The sequence below is a fragment of the Rhizobium sp. EC-SD404 genome (assembly GCF_902498825.1).
Taxonomy (GTDB): Bacteria; Pseudomonadota; Alphaproteobacteria; order Rhizobiales; family Rhizobiaceae; genus Georhizobium.
Genome location: NZ_LR701459.1, coordinates 159,936 through 178,996 on the forward strand (window position 1 = coordinate 159,936; position 19,061 = coordinate 178,996).

The 19,061-nt window shown below is 62.5% G+C and carries 17 protein-coding genes; 8 read left to right on the forward strand and 9 right to left on the reverse strand.

The window, feature by feature from the left end:
- The first annotated feature begins 18 nt into the window (after window positions 1-18).
- The 4 genes from cbbX to GC125_RS01860 are packed head-to-tail and all read left to right on the forward strand — an operon-like array spanning window position 19 to window position 3,045.
- Window positions 19-960 (forward strand): CbbX protein, encoded by a 942-nt coding sequence (gene cbbX / locus GC125_RS01845; protein WP_151983585.1) that lies wholly within the window; start codon window positions 19-21, stop codon window positions 958-960.
- Window positions 957-1,646 (forward strand): ribulose-phosphate 3-epimerase, encoded by a 690-nt coding sequence (gene rpe / locus GC125_RS01850; protein ID WP_151983587.1) that lies wholly within the window; start codon window positions 957-959, stop codon window positions 1,644-1,646. Before cbbX ends, rpe begins: the two co-directional genes overlap by 4 nt.
- The gene (locus GC125_RS01855; RefSeq protein WP_286165330.1) at window positions 1,643-2,359 is read left to right on the forward strand and encodes an HAD-IA family hydrolase; all 717 of its coding nucleotides are present in this window, start codon (window positions 1,643-1,645) and stop codon (window positions 2,357-2,359) included. The genes rpe and GC125_RS01855 overlap by 4 nt, the downstream gene beginning before the upstream one ends.
- On the forward strand, window positions 2,356-3,045 hold the full coding sequence (locus GC125_RS01860) for an HAD-IA family hydrolase (RefSeq protein WP_151983589.1): 690 nt from the start codon (window positions 2,356-2,358) through the stop codon (window positions 3,043-3,045). Before GC125_RS01855 ends, GC125_RS01860 begins: the two co-directional genes overlap by 4 nt.
- A gap of 46 nt (window positions 3,046-3,091) precedes the next feature.
- On the opposite strand, the gene GC125_RS01865 is transcribed toward GC125_RS01860, so the two are convergent.
- From GC125_RS01865 to GC125_RS01875, 3 genes are all read right to left on the reverse strand, one after another.
- On the reverse strand, window positions 3,092-4,348 hold the full coding sequence (locus tag GC125_RS01865) for a DUF5996 family protein (RefSeq protein WP_151983591.1): 1,257 nt from the start codon (window positions 4,346-4,348) through the stop codon (window positions 3,092-3,094).
- Window positions 4,349-4,410: 62 nt separating this feature from the next.
- Window positions 4,411-5,343: a pirin family protein gene (locus tag GC125_RS01870; RefSeq protein ID WP_151983593.1), complete on the reverse strand. Its 933-nt coding sequence runs from the start codon at window positions 5,341-5,343 to the stop codon at window positions 4,411-4,413.
- Window positions 5,344-5,572: 229 nt separating this feature from the next.
- Window positions 5,573-6,475: a LysR family transcriptional regulator gene (locus tag GC125_RS01875; RefSeq protein ID WP_151983595.1), complete on the reverse strand. Its 903-nt coding sequence runs from the start codon at window positions 6,473-6,475 to the stop codon at window positions 5,573-5,575.
- Window positions 6,476-6,838: 363 nt separating this feature from the next.
- On the opposite strand from GC125_RS01875, the gene GC125_RS01880 reads away from it, so the two are divergent.
- A complete protein-coding gene (locus tag GC125_RS01880) occupies window positions 6,839-8,599 on the forward strand; it encodes a TadE/TadG family type IV pilus assembly protein (RefSeq protein WP_199864402.1) in 1,761 nt (586 codons plus the stop codon).
- A 12-nt stretch (window positions 8,600-8,611) separates the two neighbouring features.
- Here the strand turns inward: GC125_RS01880 and GC125_RS01885 are convergent, their stop codons facing one another.
- The 4 genes from GC125_RS01885 to ugpB all read right to left on the reverse strand — a co-directional run bounded on the left by GC125_RS01885 (window position 8,612) and on the right by ugpB (window position 12,830).
- The gene (locus tag GC125_RS01885; protein WP_151983599.1) at window positions 8,612-9,670 is read right to left on the reverse strand and encodes a sn-glycerol-3-phosphate import ATP-binding protein UgpC; all 1,059 of its coding nucleotides are present in this window, start codon (window positions 9,668-9,670) and stop codon (window positions 8,612-8,614) included.
- A gap of 2 nt (window positions 9,671-9,672) precedes the next feature.
- On the reverse strand, window positions 9,673-10,521 hold the full coding sequence (gene ugpE / locus GC125_RS01890) for a sn-glycerol-3-phosphate ABC transporter permease UgpE (RefSeq protein ID WP_151983601.1): 849 nt from the start codon (window positions 10,519-10,521) through the stop codon (window positions 9,673-9,675).
- Window positions 10,522-10,524: 3 nt separating this feature from the next.
- The gene (gene ugpA / locus GC125_RS01895; RefSeq protein ID WP_151983603.1) at window positions 10,525-11,409 is read right to left on the reverse strand and encodes a sn-glycerol-3-phosphate ABC transporter permease UgpA; all 885 of its coding nucleotides are present in this window, start codon (window positions 11,407-11,409) and stop codon (window positions 10,525-10,527) included.
- A 107-nt stretch (window positions 11,410-11,516) separates the two neighbouring features.
- Window positions 11,517-12,830 (reverse strand): sn-glycerol-3-phosphate ABC transporter substrate-binding protein UgpB, encoded by a 1,314-nt coding sequence (gene ugpB, locus GC125_RS01900; RefSeq protein WP_151983605.1) that lies wholly within the window; start codon window positions 12,828-12,830, stop codon window positions 11,517-11,519.
- Window positions 12,831-13,128: 298 nt separating this feature from the next.
- Between ugpB and GC125_RS01905 the strand changes: the two genes are divergently transcribed.
- Window positions 13,129-14,100, forward strand: a complete 972-nt coding sequence (locus tag GC125_RS01905; protein ID WP_151983607.1) for an ABC transporter substrate-binding protein — start codon at window positions 13,129-13,131, stop codon at window positions 14,098-14,100.
- Window positions 14,101-14,198: 98 nt separating this feature from the next.
- Window positions 14,199-15,866, forward strand: a complete 1,668-nt coding sequence (locus GC125_RS01910) for an ABC transporter permease (protein ID WP_151983609.1) — start codon at window positions 14,199-14,201, stop codon at window positions 15,864-15,866.
- 47 nt (window positions 15,867-15,913) lie between these two features.
- Here the strand turns inward: GC125_RS01910 and GC125_RS01915 are convergent, their stop codons facing one another.
- Window positions 15,914-16,957 (reverse strand): ABC transporter ATP-binding protein, encoded by a 1,044-nt coding sequence (locus GC125_RS01915; protein WP_151983611.1) that lies wholly within the window; start codon window positions 16,955-16,957, stop codon window positions 15,914-15,916.
- 177 nt (window positions 16,958-17,134) lie between these two features.
- Window positions 17,135-18,019, reverse strand: a complete 885-nt coding sequence (locus GC125_RS01920) for a LysR family transcriptional regulator (protein ID WP_151983613.1) — start codon at window positions 18,017-18,019, stop codon at window positions 17,135-17,137.
- A 95-nt stretch (window positions 18,020-18,114) separates the two neighbouring features.
- Here GC125_RS01920 and GC125_RS01925 point away from each other — a divergent pair, with 95 nt between their 5' ends.
- Window positions 18,115-18,954, forward strand: coding sequence for an SDR family oxidoreductase (locus GC125_RS01925; protein WP_151983615.1), 840 nt, complete (start codon window positions 18,115-18,117; stop codon window positions 18,952-18,954).
- Window positions 18,955-19,061 lie beyond the last annotated feature (107 nt).

Genomic DNA, 19,061 nt, shown 5'->3' on the forward strand with positions numbered 1-19,061 from the left:
GAACGAAGGGAGCCGAGCATGAATGCCAGACCCGACACTGTCGGCGATGCCGAGCCGGTCGAAGAGAGACCCACCGCCATCGATCTTCGGGCGGAATACGAGACTTCCGGCGTGCGCGAGGTGCTGGAGCAACTGGACCGTGAGCTGATCGGGCTGAAGCCGGTGAAGAAGCGCATTCGCGAAACCGCCGCGCTGTTGTTGGTCGAGCGTGCCCGCAAGCAGATGGGGCTCGCCCACAGGACCCCGACGCTGCACATGTCGTTCACCGGCAACCCCGGCACCGGCAAGACCACGGTTGCGCTGAAGATGGCGAACCTTCTGCACAGGCTCGGCTACATCCGTAAAGGCCATCTCGTTTCGGTCACGCGCGACGACCTCGTGGGGCAGTATATCGGCCACACCGCGCCGAAGACGAAGGAGATCCTGAAAAAGGCAATGGGCGGCGTGCTCTTCATCGACGAGGCCTATTATCTCTACCGGCCGGAAAACGAACGCGACTACGGCCAGGAGGCGATCGAGATCCTGTTGCAGGTGATGGAAAACCAGCGCGACGATCTGGTCGTCATCATGGCCGGCTATGGCGACAGGATGGACAAGTTCTTCGCGTCCAATCCGGGTTTTCGCTCCCGCATCGCCCACCATATTGACTTTCCCGACTACGAGGACGACGAGCTTCTGCAGATTGCCGAGACGATGCTCGGCGAGCAGAGCTACCGCTTTTCGACGGACGCCCGGGAGGATTTCGCCGCCTATATCAAGGCGCGGCGGGCCCAGCCGCATTTTGCCAACGCCCGCTCCATCCGCAATGCGCTCGACCGCGCGCGATTGCGACAGGCGAACCGCATCTTCGAGGAATCGACCGGCCCACTCAACGCCGAACAGCTTTCGACGCTTTCGCCCGCGGACATCCGCGCGAGCCGCGTCTTTCAGACCGCCGAAGCAGGGGAGCCAGCGCGATGAACCGCGATATCCTGATTGCGCCTTCGATCCTCTCGGCCGATTTCGCACGTCTTGGCGACGAGATCGACGATGTCGTCGATGCCGGCGCCGACTGGATCCATCTCGATGTGATGGACGGTCACTTCGTGCCGAACATCACCTTTGGCCCGCCCGTCGTGAAGGCCGTGCGCAACCGCACCGACTCGATCTTCGACTGCCATCTGATGATCGCACCGGCCGATCCCTACATCGCCGCCTTTGCCGACGCCGGGGCCGACATTATCACGGTGCATGCGGAAGCCGGGCCGCACCTTCACCGCTCGCTGCAGGCGATCCGTTCTCTTGGCAAGAAGGCTGGCGTGTCACTCAATCCGGCAACACCCGTATCGATGATCGAGGACCTGTTGGCGGATGTCGATCTCATTTTGCTGATGACGGTCAATCCCGGCTTTGGTGGCCAGTCGCTCATTCCTTCCGTGATCGACAAGGTCAGGCGGGTGCGGGCGCTCGTCGGCGACCGACCGATCGATGTCGAGGTCGATGGCGGCGCCACACCTCAAACGGCGCCGGACCTCGTGAAAGCCGGGGCGAACGTGCTCGTGGCGGGTTCCGCCGTCTTCGCCGGACGCACACCCACCGCCTACCGCAAGAACATCAGAGCGCTCAGGGACGCCTGTACCGATGCCGATACGCGGATGGCCTCATGACCATCGCCATGGACCGAACCAACACAAACGGCGGACGCATTGCGATCGTGCTCTTCGATCTGGATGGCACGCTTGTCGATTCCGCGCCGGATCTTGCGCATGCGATCAATCTCCTGATGGTCGAAAGCAGCCTGGAGCCGCACGCGCTCGCCGATGTCCGGGGCATGATCGGCCATGGCATCCGCCGCCTGGTGGAGCGTGCCTTTGCCGCCCACCGAATCGCGCTTTCCGACGATGAGCTGACGCTTCAGCACGATCGGATGATGGATATCTATGCGGAGCATCTCGTCCACCAGACCACGCTCCGGCCCGGCGCCGGCGAGGTGATCGAAGAGCTCGTCCGACGTGGTGTCACGGTCTCTTGCGTCACCAACAAGCCGACAGGGTTTTCGCGCACGATCCTGGCGCATTTCGGCATTCTCGACGTCATGAATTCCGTGATTGGCGGCGACAGCGGCCATGCCCGCAAGCCTGCGCCGGCTATGCTGTTGGCGGCGGCGGCGCAGGCTGGCTTCGACCCGCAAGACGCGCTTCTCGTCGGCGACAGTTCCGCCGATCGCGCGGCTGCGGACGCTGCCGGCATGCGCTGCGTGCTGATTGCCGACGGCTATTGCGACGTTCCGCTGGAGGACCTTGCTCCAGATGCGATCATCGCTGATTTCCGCGCACTCATTCCAGTCATGGCTGCGCTCGAGGAAGGCGTCTCGGCATGATCCGTGCGTTGATCTTCGACGTCGACGGCACGCTCGCCGAGACCGAAGAGATCCACCGCGAAGCCTTCAACGAGGCCTTCGTGGCGTGCGGGGTCGGGTGGTTCTGGGACCAGGCGCTCTACGGCAAGCTTCTGCGTACGACCGGTGGACGAGAACGGATCCTCGCCCATGCCGCGACAATCGGCTGCGAGGTCGACGCTGCCGCCATCCATACCCGCAAGACGAATATCTACAACGACAAGATCCGAACCGGGAGCATTGCGCTTCGTCCCGGCGTCGAAGCACTGATCGAGCACGCACGCCGATCGGATCTCGCCCTTGCGATTGCGACGACGACAAGTCGGGCGAATGTGACGTCGCTGCTTCAGGCAACTCTCGGACGGACCCGCCTGGGCTGGTTCAGCTCGATCCGGACGGGCGAGGATGTGGCGGCCAAAAAGCCCGACCCTCAGGTGTATCGCTTGGTCCTCGACGATCTCGGCCTGAACGGCCGCGACTGCCTCGCCTTCGAGGATTCGGAAAACGGACTGCGCGCCGCCAACGCAGCGGGCATCGCAACCGTGATCACGCCGAGCGTCTACAGCGCCAAGGACGATTTCACTGGAGCCGTATCGATCCTGCCCGATCTGCAGTCGCCGGACTTTTGGCCGGAGAAGGGGCTGCCGGCTTTAGTCCGGCTGTCGTGAGACAACGCGGCGGGCTGATGTCCGGACGACCGAAGCTCCTATCGCACTACGACCGGCGCAGCACGTCCTGCCATTCCGGACGGCGTTCGAACTGGGCCTTGGCGAACGGGCATAGGGGAATGATCTGTATCTTGTCCCTCCGGGCATCCTCGACAGCCTGACGCACCAGTCGCTCGCCGACTTTACGCCCACGCAGCGCCGAGGGAACCTCGGTGTGGTCGATGATGATGAGGTGTTCGCCGGCGCGGCTGTAGGTCATTTCGGCCTCGGTGCCATCGATCGCCAGCAGGTATCGACCCTTCGATGCGCCATCCTCGCGTTCGACCGCGCCTTGGTCCAAGGCGGGCGACTTCACCTCTGCACGTTCGGCGTCGTGCTGCCGCACCTTGCGTGGCTTGCCCGGCGCGCATTCGAGGATATCGCGGTCCCAACCGCCGAGATCAGCGGCGGCTTCATAGGTCGAGGTGAGAAATGCGAGCAGCGCTTCGTCGGGATCCTGCGCGGATCGCACGGCGTCGTAAGGCAGGATGAACTCCGACAAGCCTTCATGCCAGAACGCGGCCTCAGGCTTTACCGGGGCGCTGCGGTACCCGTTCGGCGCTGGATACGCATAGGCATAGATGGCCGGGTAGTCGATGCCACCGCCGCCCGGCCAGAACCCTGCCGAAGACACCTCGCGGTCGTACGCTTCCTGCGCCACGTCGTTTGGCAATGCCGGCACTCCGCCGGGATGCAGCGGCGCACGTCGGCCGGAAAAGCGCGTGACGGCAAGATCGAAACTGCCCCAGAAGAGATGAACCGGGCTCGATTTTCCCAGGAAGGACGTCCGGAAGCGGTTGAAGACACCGTCGACAGCCATCAGGGCGCGATGAAACCGTTCGACCGCCTCTCCGTCATAGGGCCGGTCGCGATCGTCATCCTTGAACGGCACCGGATTCGGCACTTCGTTCGGCTGACCGTTGAAGGTCGGCGTGCCGCCCAGTTCCGATACGAGGTCGACGAAACGAGCGTGAAACGCAGCAACGGTCATCGGGCCCAGTTCAAACGAGGACCGGCGGCCTTCGCCGCATATGCCAATGACCCGATGTTCGCGGAAATCGAACTGGATTTCGATGCCGGGTCCGTCCGGGATCATCGCCGTGGTCAGGCCGGTCGGCGTGACATAGAAGGTGGCGTTCCAGGAATGGTTGATCCAGGGCGTATGCGCCAGCCGGTACTTCCCGACGATCTGAAGGTAAAGATGCAGCGCGGAGCAGGTTTCCCGCCAGCTCAGGTAATCAAGTTCCGGCCATCTATCGCTCATTTCCATCTCTTTCCGTAAAATCTTGCAGGTTCGATACCGTGGTCCAGCGCGCCAAGGCCGGATCAGGGCAGCGGAATGTATTCGTCGCGATCATCGGCGGGCAGATCGAAGCGGCCCCTGCCCCAGTTTCCGGCCTGCCATTCCGCCTTTGCCTCCTCGATACGATCCTGCGATGAGGCCACGAAATTCCACCAGATGTACCGCGGTCCATTGAGCGTCGCGCCGCCGAGGATCATCAGTCGCGCCCCTTGCGGGCCGGCCGCGACCGTGATCGCATCGCCGGGCCTGAACACCATCATCTGCGAAGCTTCATACTGCTGCCCGGCGACGAGGATGGAGCCCTCGACAATGTAGATGCCGCGGTCCTCGTGGTCGTTCGGCAGCGGCAGCCGGCTTCCGGGATCGAGCTTGACGTCGGCGTAGAATGTCTCGGAGAACATCTTCGCGGGAGCAGACTCGCCATACGCATTGCCGAGGATGAGGCGGACGGAAACACCGGTATCCTCGATCATCGGCAGGCTCTCCTTGCCGTGATGTTCGAATGTCGGCGCCACGTCCTCGACGGCTTCCGGCAACGCCAGCCAGGTCTGAATGCCGAACAGACCGTTCGGGCCCTTTCGGGCTGCCTCCGACGTGCGTTCGGAATGGGTCACGCCGCGTCCGGCGACCATCCAGTTGAGTGCACCCGGCTGAATGATCTGGTCGGCGCCGGTGCTATCCCGGTGATGAAAATCGCCCTTGAAAAGATAGGTGACCGTGCCGAGGCCGATATGGGGATGCGGCCGCACGTCGATACCCTGGCCGGTCAAGAGTTCCGCCGGGCCAGCCTGATCGAAGAAGATGAAAGGGCCGACCATCTGCCGCTTCGGCGCAGGGAGCGCCCGCCGCACCTCGAAGCCGCCGAGATCGCGCGAGCGCGGGATGATGAGCGTTTCGATCGCGTCCAGCCCAACCTCGTCGGGGCATCCCGGTTCCAGTGCGGGGTTCCAACTCATATGCGCCATCCTTCTCGTTGAGAGCAGCGGCCCTCATTGTCATGACGGGCGGATAGTATCAGTCCGCACCAGAGGCGGTGTCAAAGATACCCTGCCGCCCCGCCCCGCACTACCGATCGGCGGGTCCGGCAACTAGTCCCGTGCTGCGGTAAGCTGTGTCGCAGAAACTGGAACGCGCTTGCCTTGCGAAGCCCGGCGGCGACCTCCGAGCGCAGGGCCTTGAGCAGGTTTAAGCGTCTCTCCGATCGAGCCCCCATAGCTGCGGGTTACGTTCGAAATGTTCGATCAGCATATCGGTCAGCACGCGTATCTTGCGCGCGGGATGCTGACCGGGCGGACGGATGACATAGGCACCCGCAGGCGGTGGCGGATACCGTGTCATGATCGGCACAAGCGCGCCGGACGACACGTAGTCATAGGTGATGCAATCCGGAAGCCAGGCAATGCCGAGGCCTGCTGCTGCGGCAGCGGCAAGCGCCGTCGCGTTGTCGGCCTTGAACCTGCCCTGCGGCTGTACCGAGACAATCTTATCGCCGTCCATGAGCTGCCAGGTTTCGGTGCCTTGCATCACCGCTTCATGCGTCGCGATCTCCTCCAGCCTTTCCGGTGCGCCATGCGCCTTGATGTAATCCGGACTGGCGACCAGCCTCCCGTAAATCGGCCCGACGCGTCTCGCGATCAGGTTGGAGTCCTGCAGGTAGCCGACGCGGATCGCACAGTCGAAACCTTCAGTGATGAGGTCGACGAAACGATCACTGTAGGACGCATGGATGTGCAGGGACGGGTGGCGCCGCGCCATCTCCGCGATCACGGGTGCAAAGTGCGTGGGGCCGAAGGTGAGCGGCACGGCAACTCTCAACCGGCCGCGAAGCTCCCCTGCAGGAAAAACCGCTTCCCGGGCGAGGTCGATCTCCGCACTGACCTTGGCAGCATGGTCGCGAAACGTCACGCCGGCATCGGTAAGCGCGGCGCCGCGCGTGGTGCGCGCAACGAGCTGAGCGCCAAGCGCCGCCTCGAGCCGTAGAAGTCGCCGGCTGACGATCGATTTGGAGACGCCGAGCCGCCGGGCTGCTGCAGAGATCCCTCCCGTGTCGGCGACCTCCACGAATGTCCGAATGTCTTCGATATCCAATGTGGCGTTCCCTGTTTCGCGACACTGCCAGGCGCCAGTCACCACTATCGTATCGTGGGCATGGCTGACAATTTGCTCAAGCAAGGTCGTCCGCCGTTCAACGCATGACATGTCTCTGGTCGATTGTTCTTCGCCATAACTGGATCGGAATCCGTCGCGGCCGCAATCGCGGGCAGCCCTGGGCTCATGAGCGGATACGAGGGCGTACGCTAAGCGCCACCTCGCGGCTCTAATATATAGATGACTAATATACTCACGGAAACTTTACCACATGCAACATGGAGTTATTTCCAAGCATTCGAATTAAGTAAACGCACAGGAATTACACGCAGGTTGGCTGTTCTTCATAGTGTGGGAACAGAGATGCTCAAGACCTTCCTGACCGATCGAAGCGGCAACTTCGCGATATTTGCAGCATTCACATTGCCAGTCACGCTTGCTGCGGCTGGTCTCGGCGTCGACGTCGTCCACCTCCGCTCGGTGGTGTCGGAAGTGCAGCAAATCACCGACGGAGCGGTGCTTGCGGCAACCCGCAAGGCCATGACGGACAGCGAACGTCGGAAGGTGTTCGAAGATCATCTGCGGTCGCATGTGGCACCTGGCGCATCTTATAAGGTGCTGAATGCCGAATTGCGCAGCGTTGAAGGCGCCAACCACATCGAAGTAACGGGTGACGTCACGCTTTCTGTCGATACCTTTTTCCTTCACAACGCCAGAAAGGAGCCGGCGCGCGTGATCGCTGCCGCTTACCAGTCCACCAAGGCTGTCGAAATCGGGCTGGTGCTCGACAACACCGGATCGATGGGACAGGAGGGCATCGACACGTTGAAGAGCGCAGCTCTCGGACTGCTGGACGTCGTGCAGAACGGCGCTTCTGCCGGCAAGGATATCCGGCTTGCAGTCGTTCCCTTCGTCACTGCCGTCAACATCAAGGGTGAGGGCTTCGATGCCGCCTGGATCGATGACGAGGGTGAGTCCCTTTACAACGGCTGGACCTTCCTCGACGAAAACGAGCGCGAGCGCCGTGGCGAGGGACTTCCGACGGATTGGGAGGACAGCGCAACGCGGTCGGGTCGTGACGACGACGATGACGATGACGATGACGACGATGATGATGATGATGATGATGATGATGATGATGATGATGATGATGATGACCGCAACAGCAGGGCCTGCGACAATCAAGGGCAAAGCGGTCAAGCGGAAGCCTTGAGAGACGAATGTCGCCAGCAGCGGCTGGCCGCGTTTGAATACCCGCACCAGACAGCTCTATTCAGCGTGTCCGCAACCCAGTGGAAGGGGTGCGTCGAAGCCCGTCCCTATCCGCTCAATCTCGGGCTGGAGCCGCCGCGCTCCAACAATCCGGACACGCTCTTCGTGCCCTATTTCGCACCCGACGAACCGGGCACGGCGACTCTGGACGGGGGTAACAATTCCGGTGCGTTCAACAACTCTTGGCTGAACGATCTCATCGGCGGCAGCCAGGCCGAGGTCCAGCGGTCGGTCTTGAAATACATCGACCCGGACGTGCGGAAGGTGGAAGAAGCGAAGTCTCTATCCCGTGGACCGAACCGTGCTTGCCCGACGCCGATCGTGCCGCTCTCGCGGGATCTGAACAAGGTACGCACCGGCATCAACGCCATGAAATACTGGAACGGCTCCGGCACCAACATCGCAGAAGGACTGGCCTGGGGCTGGCGGGTCATGACACCGGAAGAGCCCTACACCCAAGCGGCTTCGGTCGATCCGGCGAGCATCTCCAAATTCATCGTGCTGATGACGGATGAGCGCAACGGGTCCTTCGGCTCCAGCAACACGATGAACAAGTCCGACTATGGCGCCTACGGCTTCCTGTCAGACGGCCGAATTGCCGGTGCCAGCAGCCAATCGACCGCCGAGACAAAATTGAACGAATGGACGCTGGAAATCTGCCAGGACATGAAGGCGCAGCAGATCGAGATATTCACCGTGCTCTACAAGGAAACGGACAACAACGTTCAGAAGCTGTTGAAGCAGTGCGCGACCAAAGCCACGAACTTCTACCTGGCCACCAACACGACCGGGCTCAAAAGCGCCTTCGCCGACATCGCTCGGCAGATGTCGCCGCTCCGCCTGATCAGGTAGGAGCCTAACGCATTAAGGAAGCCGTCTGCCGGTATCTGCCGCGAAGACATGCAGTGCAGCCGGATCGATGTAAGCATCCATCGTCTCGTCCAGTTCGCCATCGATCGGCGCTGACACGACGATGCGCTCATTGCCGATATGTCCGTGCACCAGGCGGCTCGCGCCCAACTCCTCGACATAGGCAATCCTGATCGGGAGGCCCTGTGTTTCGCCCGTGCGCCGCACCAGGGTCACGTCTTCCGCCCTCATGCCGATGGTCAACGGGCCGGGTGGCAGGGACCGCCCCGCCATCGGGAGCGTCGCGTCGGAAAAGCGCAGGCCGTCGCCGTCGCGGGCGGCGGGAATGAGGTTCATCGCCGGCGAACCGATGAAGCTCGCCACGAACGTCGATTGCGGGTTTCGGTAGATTTCGAGCGGGGTCCCGATCTGCTCGATGCGCCCCTTGTTCAGCACGACCAGGCGGTCGGCGAGCGTCATCGCCTCGAGCTGGTCATGGGTGACGTAGACGGAGGTCGTCGCCAGCCGCCTCTGCAACAGCTTGATCTCGCCGCGCATCTCGACGCGCAGCTTGGCATCGAGGTTCGACAGCGGCTCGTCGAAGAGGAATGCGGCCGGTTCACGCACGATCGCGCGTCCCATGGCAACGCGCTGACGTTGGCCGCCGGACAGCTGGCGGGGCTTGCGATCGAGATAATCGCCGATCTGCAGGATGCGGGAAGCCTCGGCCACACGCCGCTCGATTTCCGCTTTCGGCGTGCCGCGGTTCTTCAACCCATACGCCATGTTCCCGCGCACCGTCATGTGCGGATAGAGCGCATAGTTCTGGAACACCATGGCGATGTCGCGCTCGGCAGGTTCCTTGTCGTTGACGACGCGGCCGGCGATCGAGACTGTGCCGTCCGTGATCGTCTCGAGGCCCGCGATCATGCGCAAGAGGGTCGATTTTCCGCATCCCGACGGGCCAACGAGAACGACCATCTCGCCGGTTTCGATGGCAAGGTCGATGCCCGACACCGCTTCCGCGCCGCCCGGATATACCTTGCGCAGGTTTGTCAGTTCGATCGCCGACATGGCTATTTCTCCGTCTCGACAAGGCCCTTCACGAAGAGCCTCTGCATGCAGATGACGACCAGCACGGGCGGCAGCATGGCGAGCACGACGGTCGCCATCACCGTGTTCCATTGCGGGTAGCTGTCGGCCACGTCGGCCATGCGCTTGATGCCCATGACAACCGTGTAATAGTCCGAGCTCGTCGTGATCAGCAGCGGCCAGAGATACTGGTTCCAGCCGTAGATGAAGAGGATCACGAAGAGCGCTGCGATATTGGTACGCGACAGCGGAAGCAGGATGTCGAAGAAGAACTTCATGGGCCCGGCGCCATCAACGCGTGCGGCTTCCATCAACTCGTCCGGCACGGTCAGGAAGAACTGCCGGAACAGGAACGTCGCCGTTGCCGAAGCGATCAACGGGATCGACAGGCCCGCATAGGAATTCAGCATGCCGAGATTGGCCACGACCTGGAACGTCGGCACGATCCGCACTTCGACAGGAAGCATCAGCGTGACGAAGATCGCCCAGAAAGCGAGCGCGCGAAACGGAAAGCGGAAATAGACGATCGCAAAGGCGGAGAGCAGGGAGATGACGATCTTGCCGATCGCGATCGTCAGCGCCATGACCATCGAGTTCATCATCATCAGGCTGATCGGCGGTACGCCGGAGGTTGACACGCCGGAGGCCAGAACCGTGCGGTAGTTCTCCACGGCGTGGGGTCCGGGCAGCAGCGGGATGACACCCGACATGAAATCAGTCGGCCCATGCGTGGAGGCGATGATCGCCAGGTAGACGGGAAATGCGACGAGCACGACGCCCACGATCAGGACGAGATGGGCGGTGAGCTTCAGGAGCGGCCGGTTCTCGATCATCGATCAGTACTCCACGCGCCGTTCGATGTAGCGGAACTGGATGAAGGTAAAGACCGTCACGATCGCCATGAGTATGACCGACTGAGCGGCTGACGAGCCGAGATTCAGGCCGATGAAGCCATCGTCGAAGACCTTGTAAACGAGGATGTTCGTCGCCTGGTTCGGTCCGCCTTCGGTAGTCGCGTGGATCACGGCGAACGTGTCGAACATCGCGTAGACGACATTGACCACGACGAGAAAGAAGGTCGTCGGCGACAGCAGCGGCAGCGTGATGGTGAAGAAGCGCTTGACCGGCCCGGCACCGTCGATCGCCGCGGCCTCGGACATGGAGCGCGGAATGGCGTGCAGACCGGCAAGGAAGAACAGGAAATTGTAGGAGATCTGCTTCCAGCTCGATGCGATGACGACGAGGATCATCGCATCGGTGCCATCCAGACCGTGGTTCCAGTCATAGCCCGCCTGGCGCATCAGATAGGACAGGATGCCGATCGTGGGATTGAACATGAACCACCACATGACGCCTGCAACCGCCGGCGCCACCGCGTAGGGCCAGATGATGAGGGTGCTGTAGGTCTGTTGGCTGCGGATCATGGCATTGGCGGCGACGGCCAACGCAAGCGCAATGACGATGGACAGGATGGCGACGCTGGTCGCGAAGACCGCCGTGACCGCCATGGAGTTGAGGTAATTCGCGCTTTGGAAGAGCCGCGTATAGTTGTCGAACCAGATGAACTGCGTCGAAAAACCGAAGGCATCTTCGCGCAGGAAGGATTGGCGAAAGGCCTGTGCAGCCGGCCAGAGAAAGAAGATCGCGGTCACGGCAAGCTGCGGCGCCAGCAGCATGTAGGGCAGCGCTCGATTGGAAAAGACTGTCCGCTTGCTTTGCATCGATCAACCGGGAATGGCGGGCCGAAACCCGTAAGGAACGGTGCAGGCGGACCGATGGGATCGGCCCGCCTGCAGGTGACAGGTTGAAGCTTTTGGCCTCAACCGGTTCAGCCGTTGATCTCTTCGAACTCGCGGATCAGCGCGTTGCCACGCTCCACGACCGCGTCGAGGGCTTCCTCGGCGGTCTTGTCGCCGGCCAGCAAAGCCTGGAATTCCTCGTCGATGATCGTGCGGATCTGGACGTAGTTGCCGAAGCGCAGTCCTTTGGAGTTCTCGGTCGGCTCGTTGAGCGTGATCTGCTCGATCGAGACGTCGGAGCCCGGGTTTTCGGCGTAGAAGCCCTGCTCCTGGCCAAGATCGTAGGCAGCCTGCGTGATCGGCAGATAGCCCGAATACTGATGCCAGTCAGCCTGGACCTCAGCCGACGACAGGTAGGAGAAGAAGTTGGCGACGCCGGCGTATTCCTCTTCTGCCTTGCCCTGCAGAACCCACAGCGTCGCACCGCCGATGATCGAGTTCTGCGGAGCGCCTTCGACGTCCTCATAATAGGGCAGCATGCCGTAACCGACTTCGAACTCGGTTGCATTCTCCACGACACCGGCGCGCGAGGCGGACGAGTTCATGTAGATGGCGCATTCCTGGGCGTAGAATTTCGGCGGGGCATCGTCACCACCAACCGGGCCGCCATACTGGAAGATGCCTTCTTCCTGCCAGCGGGCGAGATTTTCCCAGTGACGGTTCTGGAGGTCGCCATTCACGGCAAGTTTGGTGCCGAGGCCGCCGAAGCCGTTCTCCATCGTTCCGATCGGCTGGTTATGCCAGGCGGAGAGGTTTTCCAGGTGGATCCAGGAAATCCAGCCGGTCGTGAAGCCGCAAGTGGCCGCACCCGATTCGATGATCTGCTGGGAGAACTGCTCGAGCTCTTCCCAGGTGCGCGGCGCCTGCTCGGGATCGAGCCCGGCCTCTTCGAAGACGTCCTTGTTGTAGTAAACGATCGGAGTCGACGAGTTGAAGGGCATCGACAGCATGTTGCCGTCCGTGTCGGTGTAGTAGCCGACGACCGAAGGCAGGAAGTCGGCGGGATCGAACTCCTCGCCGGCATCGGCCATCAGTTCGTAGACCGGATAGACGGCGCCTTCGGCAGCCATCATGGTGCCCGTGCCGACTTCGAAGACCTGGACGATATGCGGCTGCTCGTTGGCGCGGAACGCCGCGATGGCTGCGGTCATCGTTTCGGGATAGGTGCCCTTGTAGGTCGGGACGACCGTGTGCTCGTCCTGGCTCTCATTGTAGGCAGCGACGATTTCTTCGAGCTTTGCGCCCAATTCGCCACCCATCGCATGCCACCACTGGATTTCCGCGGAGTTGGCTTGCGTCATGCTGGTCGACAGCAGCAGTGCTGCCAGAAGTGCTTTCTTCATGGTTCTCTCCTGGACCCTGCGCGCCGAGACAGCCGGCGACGCTGGGGCAGCGATAGAGCCGAAGCATGACAGTGGGTTGAACCTGAAATGACGCTTGGGTGACAGTGCGACAGTCGGCCGAGACGGCATTTCGACATCCCGACACAGGAGAGTTCGTCATTCGCGCAATGATCGCACGCCTGAGTGCGGCGGCGGCATCTGCTGCAGCGTCACGCAACCGTTATAGAGCGCCACTAGAAGAGCCGCAGTCGGACGGGGCCCTCATGCCGCGCCTCCCTTGCACAACGGAGCTTTGAACATGCGCACACTTCTCGCCGCCCTGGTGCTTGCCGCCGCATCATCGTCCGCCCTCGCCGCCGAGGGCACGCTTGTTCTTTATACGAGCCAGCCGAACACGGACGCGCAGCAGACGGCCGATGCATTCATGGCCAAATATCCGGACGTGACCGTCGAATGGGTGCGCGACGGAACGCCGAAGATCATGGCGAAGCTCGCCGCAGAGATCGAGGCCGGACAGCCGCAGCCAGATGTGCTTCTGATCGCCGATATCGTCACGATGGAAGGTCTCAAGGCCGATGGACGCCTTCTCGAATTCCCGGAAGCCGAGATCGAAGGCATTGATGAAGCGCTCGTCGACGCCGACCGCACCTATTTCCCGACCAAGCTGATCACCACCGGTATCGTCTACAACACCAATGCACCTATGGTGCCGACGAGCTGGCTCGATCTCACCAAGCCGGAAGCGGCCAACATGGTCGCGATGCCGAGCCCGCTGACGTCGGGTGCAGCCATGATCCACACCGTGACGCTCAGCGGAAACCTGGACAATGGCTGGGATTTCTACAGTGCCCTGGCGGAAAACGGCGCGCAGGCATCGGGCGGCAATGGCGACGTTCTGCAGGCCGTTTCGGGCGGTGACAAGCTTTACGGCATGATCGTCGACTTCATGCCCATCCGCGAAAAGGCCAAAGGCGCTCCGGTGGAATTCGTGTTCCCGACCGAAGGCGTGTCGGCCGTCACCGAGCCGGTCGCCATCCTGTCGACCGCACAGAACCCTGAGGCGGCCAAGGCCTTCGTGAACTTCCTGCTTTCCGAAGAAGGCCAGTCGCTCGCGGTCCAGCAGGGATACATTCCCGCACGGGCTGACGCAGGTCTGCCCGAAGGCTATCCGGACCGGTCGACCATCAACGTGCTGCCCTACGACGCCGCTGCCGCCCTTGCCGACGACGCGGCGAACAAGGAACGCTTCTCCGAACTGATGGGCCAGTAAAGCATCGCCTGCGGCAGATGCTGGAACGTTCGAACCGATCAGCCAGACAAGCCGTGCCCCCGCTTACGCTTCGCACGCGGGGGACGGCAACTGCCGACATGGCCGGGCCGTCCATCGCGGCATTTCTCGTCGTCTGCGTCATCCTCGTCCTCGGCCTTTTGCCGATTGCGCGGATCGTCCTTGCGGCCATCGCGCCGGGCTTGGTGTTTGATCTTTCGATCATCGGCGAGCAATGGACGCGGCCGGTAACCCTGCGCGCCATGTGGAATACGCTCGACACCGCCTTCTTCGGTGCCGTCATCGCGCTTCTGATCGGCGGGCCTTTCGCCTTCGCCGTGGCGATGACGGACCTGCCGACGCGGCGTTCGCTCGGGTTCCTGCTGCTTCTGCCACTGATCATCGCCCCGCAGGTGACGGCGCTTTCCTGGCTGCACATGACCGGCCCGTCCAGCACCCTCCTCAATATGCTGGGGCTCGCCCCGGCGCCGGGCACGCCGAACCCGATCCTCGGTCGACAGGGCATTATCCTCCTCTTCGGCGTGCAGCATGCGCCCATCGTCTTCATCACGCTTCGAGCCGGCCTTATCGGACTGCCGGGGGATCTGATCGAAGCCGCACGCGCCTCCGGTGCAACTCCGTTGCGCGCATTCTACACGATCGTTCTTCCCCTGATGCGGCCGTGGATTGCCGCAGCCGGCGCGCTCGCCTTCGTCTCCGGGATCGGCAATTTCGGCATCCCGGCGCTTCTGGGACTGCCCGTCAACTACCTGACCTTGCCGACGCTCATCTACCGCCAGATGTCGAGCTTCGGGCCTGGCGTCCTGCCGGAGATGGCAAGCCTTTCGGTCCTCATCGGCGTGCTCGCTCTTTTCGGTATCCTGGCGCAATCTCTGGCGATGCGCGGCCGCGCGACCCGGTACGGTCAAGGGCGAGTGGCCAACATCAGTCTCGGGAAATGGCGCTATCCCGCTGCCGGTCTTGCATGGGTGCTTTTGACGGTCGTGCTTCTCATGCCGGCGCTCGCGCTTTTGACGACATCGCTCGTGCCGGCCTTCGGCGTTCCGCTGACCTGGCAGACCATGACCTTTGCCAATTTCGAAGAAGTGATCCTGCGGCAGGCTTCCACGATCCGGGCGTTCCGCAATTCCGCGATGCTCGCTGGTACCGCGGCACTGATCCTGGCGGCGATCGCCATTCCCATTGCAATCGTTCTGGAACGTTTTAGCAGCCCGTCACGCCGGATCCTTCAGGGGATCGCCGAACTTCCCTACGCTCTGCCGGGCATCGTGCTCGCCATTGCCTGCATTTTGCTTTTCCTGCGCCCGTTGCCGATGATCGGCAGCCTTTACGCAACGGCCTGGATCATCCTGATCGCCTATCTCATGCGGTTCCTGACGCTTGCCATGAAGCCGGTGGCCAATGCCGTGACGCGCATTCCGCTGGAATTCAACGAAGCAGCGGCAACCTGTGGAGCCTCGCCACTGCGCCGGCTCCTGACCATCACGGCGCCGCTTGCAGCGCCTGCCGCCGTCGCTGCCGCGCTTCTGGTGTTCATGAGCGCCTTCAACGAGCTCACCGTGTCAGCGTTGCTGTGGTCGAGCCGAAACGAGACGCTCGGCGTCGTTCTGTTCAGCCTCCAGGAAGCGGGACTCGGGCCGCAGGCCGCCGCGATTGCCGTCGCTACCGTCGTCGTGGTGGTTGCCTTGCTTGCCGTGCTCGACCGGCTGGCGACAAGACTGCCACCAGATGTCCTGCCCTGGCGTTGAGGCTGCGCTTCAGCCTGGCAGTTTTGCGCAGTGCAACGGTTATCGCCTCAGCGCGGGATGATCCACGCATCGGACACCGCGACCCGAACGTTCGAACCCGGCATCGGCGGCTCGGTGCAGTCAATGACCACCTGCTCACGCTGCCCCGGGATCTCGAGAGACACTTCAAAGACCGGTCCACGATAAATGGACGATACGACGCGCGCTGGTATACCTGTCTCGGCAAGCGATAAGGCTTCGGGGCGCAGGAGGACGCGGACCTTGCGGCCGCCGATATGACCGGCGGAGCGCGCGGAAATCCGGTGCCCGCCGATCTCGATGTCCGCCGTGCCCTCTCCAGCCGATAGCCACGTCGCATCGAGGCGGGCGCCGCGGCCGACGAAGCCTGCCACGCTCTCGTCGACGGGGGCGCGATAGATCTCCGTCGGCGCCGCACATTGCAGGATGCGGCCGGAGTCCATGACGGCGATGCGATCAGACAGCGCCAGCGCTTCCGACTGGTCGTGCGTCACGTAGACCATGGTTGCCGCCAGGCGGTGATGAATGTCGCGGAAGACATCGACCATGCTGGCGCGCAGATGCATGTCGAGATTGGCAAGCGGTTCGTCGAAAAGAATGATCCGCGCCTCGGCCACGACGCAGCGCGCCAGCGCCACCCGCTGGCGTTGGCCACCGGAGAGTTCTTCGACGCGCCTCTTGCCGAAACCGGCAAGACCGACGGTCTCAAGCACCTCGGCAACGCGCCGTGCGCTCTCCGCGCCCGTCACGCCTCGGGTCGCAAGCGGATAGGTGATGTTGGCTTCGACGTCCATGTGCGGCCAAAGCGCGTAGGACTGGAACACGACGCCGACGCCGCGCCGTTCCGGCGGCACATGACCATCCCGATCGGCAACCGTCTGCCCGTCGAACTTAATGGTTCCCTCATCGGGTCTGTCGAAACCCGCGATCAGCCGCAGCATCGTCGTCTTGCCGCAGCCCGACGGACCAAGCAACGAGGTGAAGGATCCGGCAGGCAGATCGAGGCTGATCGTGTCGAGCGCGCGTTCGGTTCCGAAGCGTCGGGTAATGCCGGCAAGGCTGATATGGACCATCAGCGCTGCATGCCAGCCTTTTGTGACAGTCGAGCGACACCGACGTTAACCCCCGCCGCCGAAATGGCCAACTCCATTGCAAGGCGCGGGACTGGCGCAATCTGGATCGGCGAGGAGCGAGCAAGATCCGACGCAGTAAGGTAACACCAGCCCGAACGCCGACGGTTTGTCGGCTGGTCACCGGCGCCGGATTTCAGAGATCAGAGCGCGCAGCGTGACGGAAGCTGCGCGCTGTTTTGGGTAATAAAGGCAAATGCCGGGGAATGATGCGCACCAATCGTCGAGAACCGCCGCCAGCCGTCCGGCGATCAGATCAGCCGATGCCGCCTGCTCTGTAACATAAGCAAGGCCGCACCCGAGACGCGCCGCCTCCAGCGCCAATGCGTTGTTGCCCAGTGTCAGCATTCCGGTGACCGGGACAGTCATCTCATTGCCGTTGCGCGCGAATTCCCATTGGATCACCCGGCCGGACGGCTTGCGGGCGCGTATGCAGACGTGATGCGCTAGGTCCGCAGGTCGCTGCGGCGCGGGGTTCCGTTCCAGATAATCCGGCGCACCCACCACGATGAATCGCTGATCGGGCCCAACCGGCACCGCGACCATGTCGCGTGGCACGTCCTCTGCCAAGCGGAGGCCCGCGTCGAAACCCTGGGCCACGATGTCGGAGAGCTGGCCATCCTCCACAAGATCGATCTCGACACCGGAATACCGGCGCTGCAAGCGTGCGACGACCGGTAGGAGAAGCGCGAGCCCGGATTCCGCGCCGTTGATGCGCAACAAGCCGCCCGGCTCGGCGCGGCGTGTCGTCATTTCGGTCATCGCGCTCTCGATCTCGCGGAGAGCGGGCGTCGCACGGGCCAGAAAGGCGGTTCCGTCTTCCGTCAACGCCACGCTGCGGGTGGTGCGATTGAAGAGCCTGACACCCAGACGTGACTCCAGCCCCGCCACCTGACGGCTGAGGGTCGAGGGTGGCATATCCAGCCGCATGGCTGCGGCGCGGAAGCTGCCTTGCTCCACGATTTCAACCAGCAGGCGGATTTGCGACAGGGTCAGATCAGTCATTGTGCCACCGGATGCACCACCAGATGCCGGATTATACCGATTATCGGAGGGCGGTCACGGTTGTAGTCAGGGTCAGTCTCGAAAAAGGATCACCCATGACCATCGCTTCACGAACCGTCCTGATTACCGGCACGTCCTCCGGCTTCGGCGAGGCAGCCGTACACCGCTTCGCAGCCGAGGGTTGGAACGTCATCGCTACGATGCGCAACCCTTCTGCGGCACCTGCATTCCCCAAGAACGTACTGGTCATGCGACTGGACGTACAGGATCGGTCCAGCGCCGAAACGGCTATCGCCGAGGGTATCGCGCAGTTCAGCGCTATAGATGCGCTTGTGAACAATGCGGGCTTTGGCCTCCACGGCTTCTTCGAGACCACGCCACGCGAAAAGATGCTTGAGCAGTTCGAGGTCAATGTCTTTGGATTGATGGATGTCACACGTGCCGTGCTGCCGCTGATGCGTGCACAGCGGCATGGCGTGATCGTGAACGTCACCTCGGGGGCTGGCGTCTTCGGACTACCGATGATCTCGCTTTACGCAGCCTCGAAATTTGCCGTTGAGGGGTTCTCCGAAGCCCTGATGCATGAGGTCGCGCCGTTCGGCATCGCCGTGAAGCTCGTCGAGCCGGGTGGGGTTCGGGAAACCCGCTTCGGGCAGCGCGCCGGTGCCGAAGCGTCCGGGGCTCTGGACGTTGCGGACTACGCACCCCTGGGCGAGCGTGCAGCCCAGGTGTTTGCCGCGATATCCGATAGCCGCAGCCATGGCAGCTCGGACGAAGTTGCCGATGTCATCTTTGCCGCGGCTACCGATGGCAGCAAGCAACTGCGCTATGTCGCGACCGAAGGCATCAAACCTTGGGTCGAAGCCCGGCGCAGGGATGGCGAAGAGGCTTATATCGACATGATGCGCGCGGCGGTCGGATTGGGAGCGCTCTAGATCCCAGGGCGCTTGTTCTAGCATCAAATGGCAAATCTAGCTGGTGCCCAACCACCGTTCGCCGCGGGCACGAGGCCAGGCATCGATGGGCCTCCACCGCCAATTCA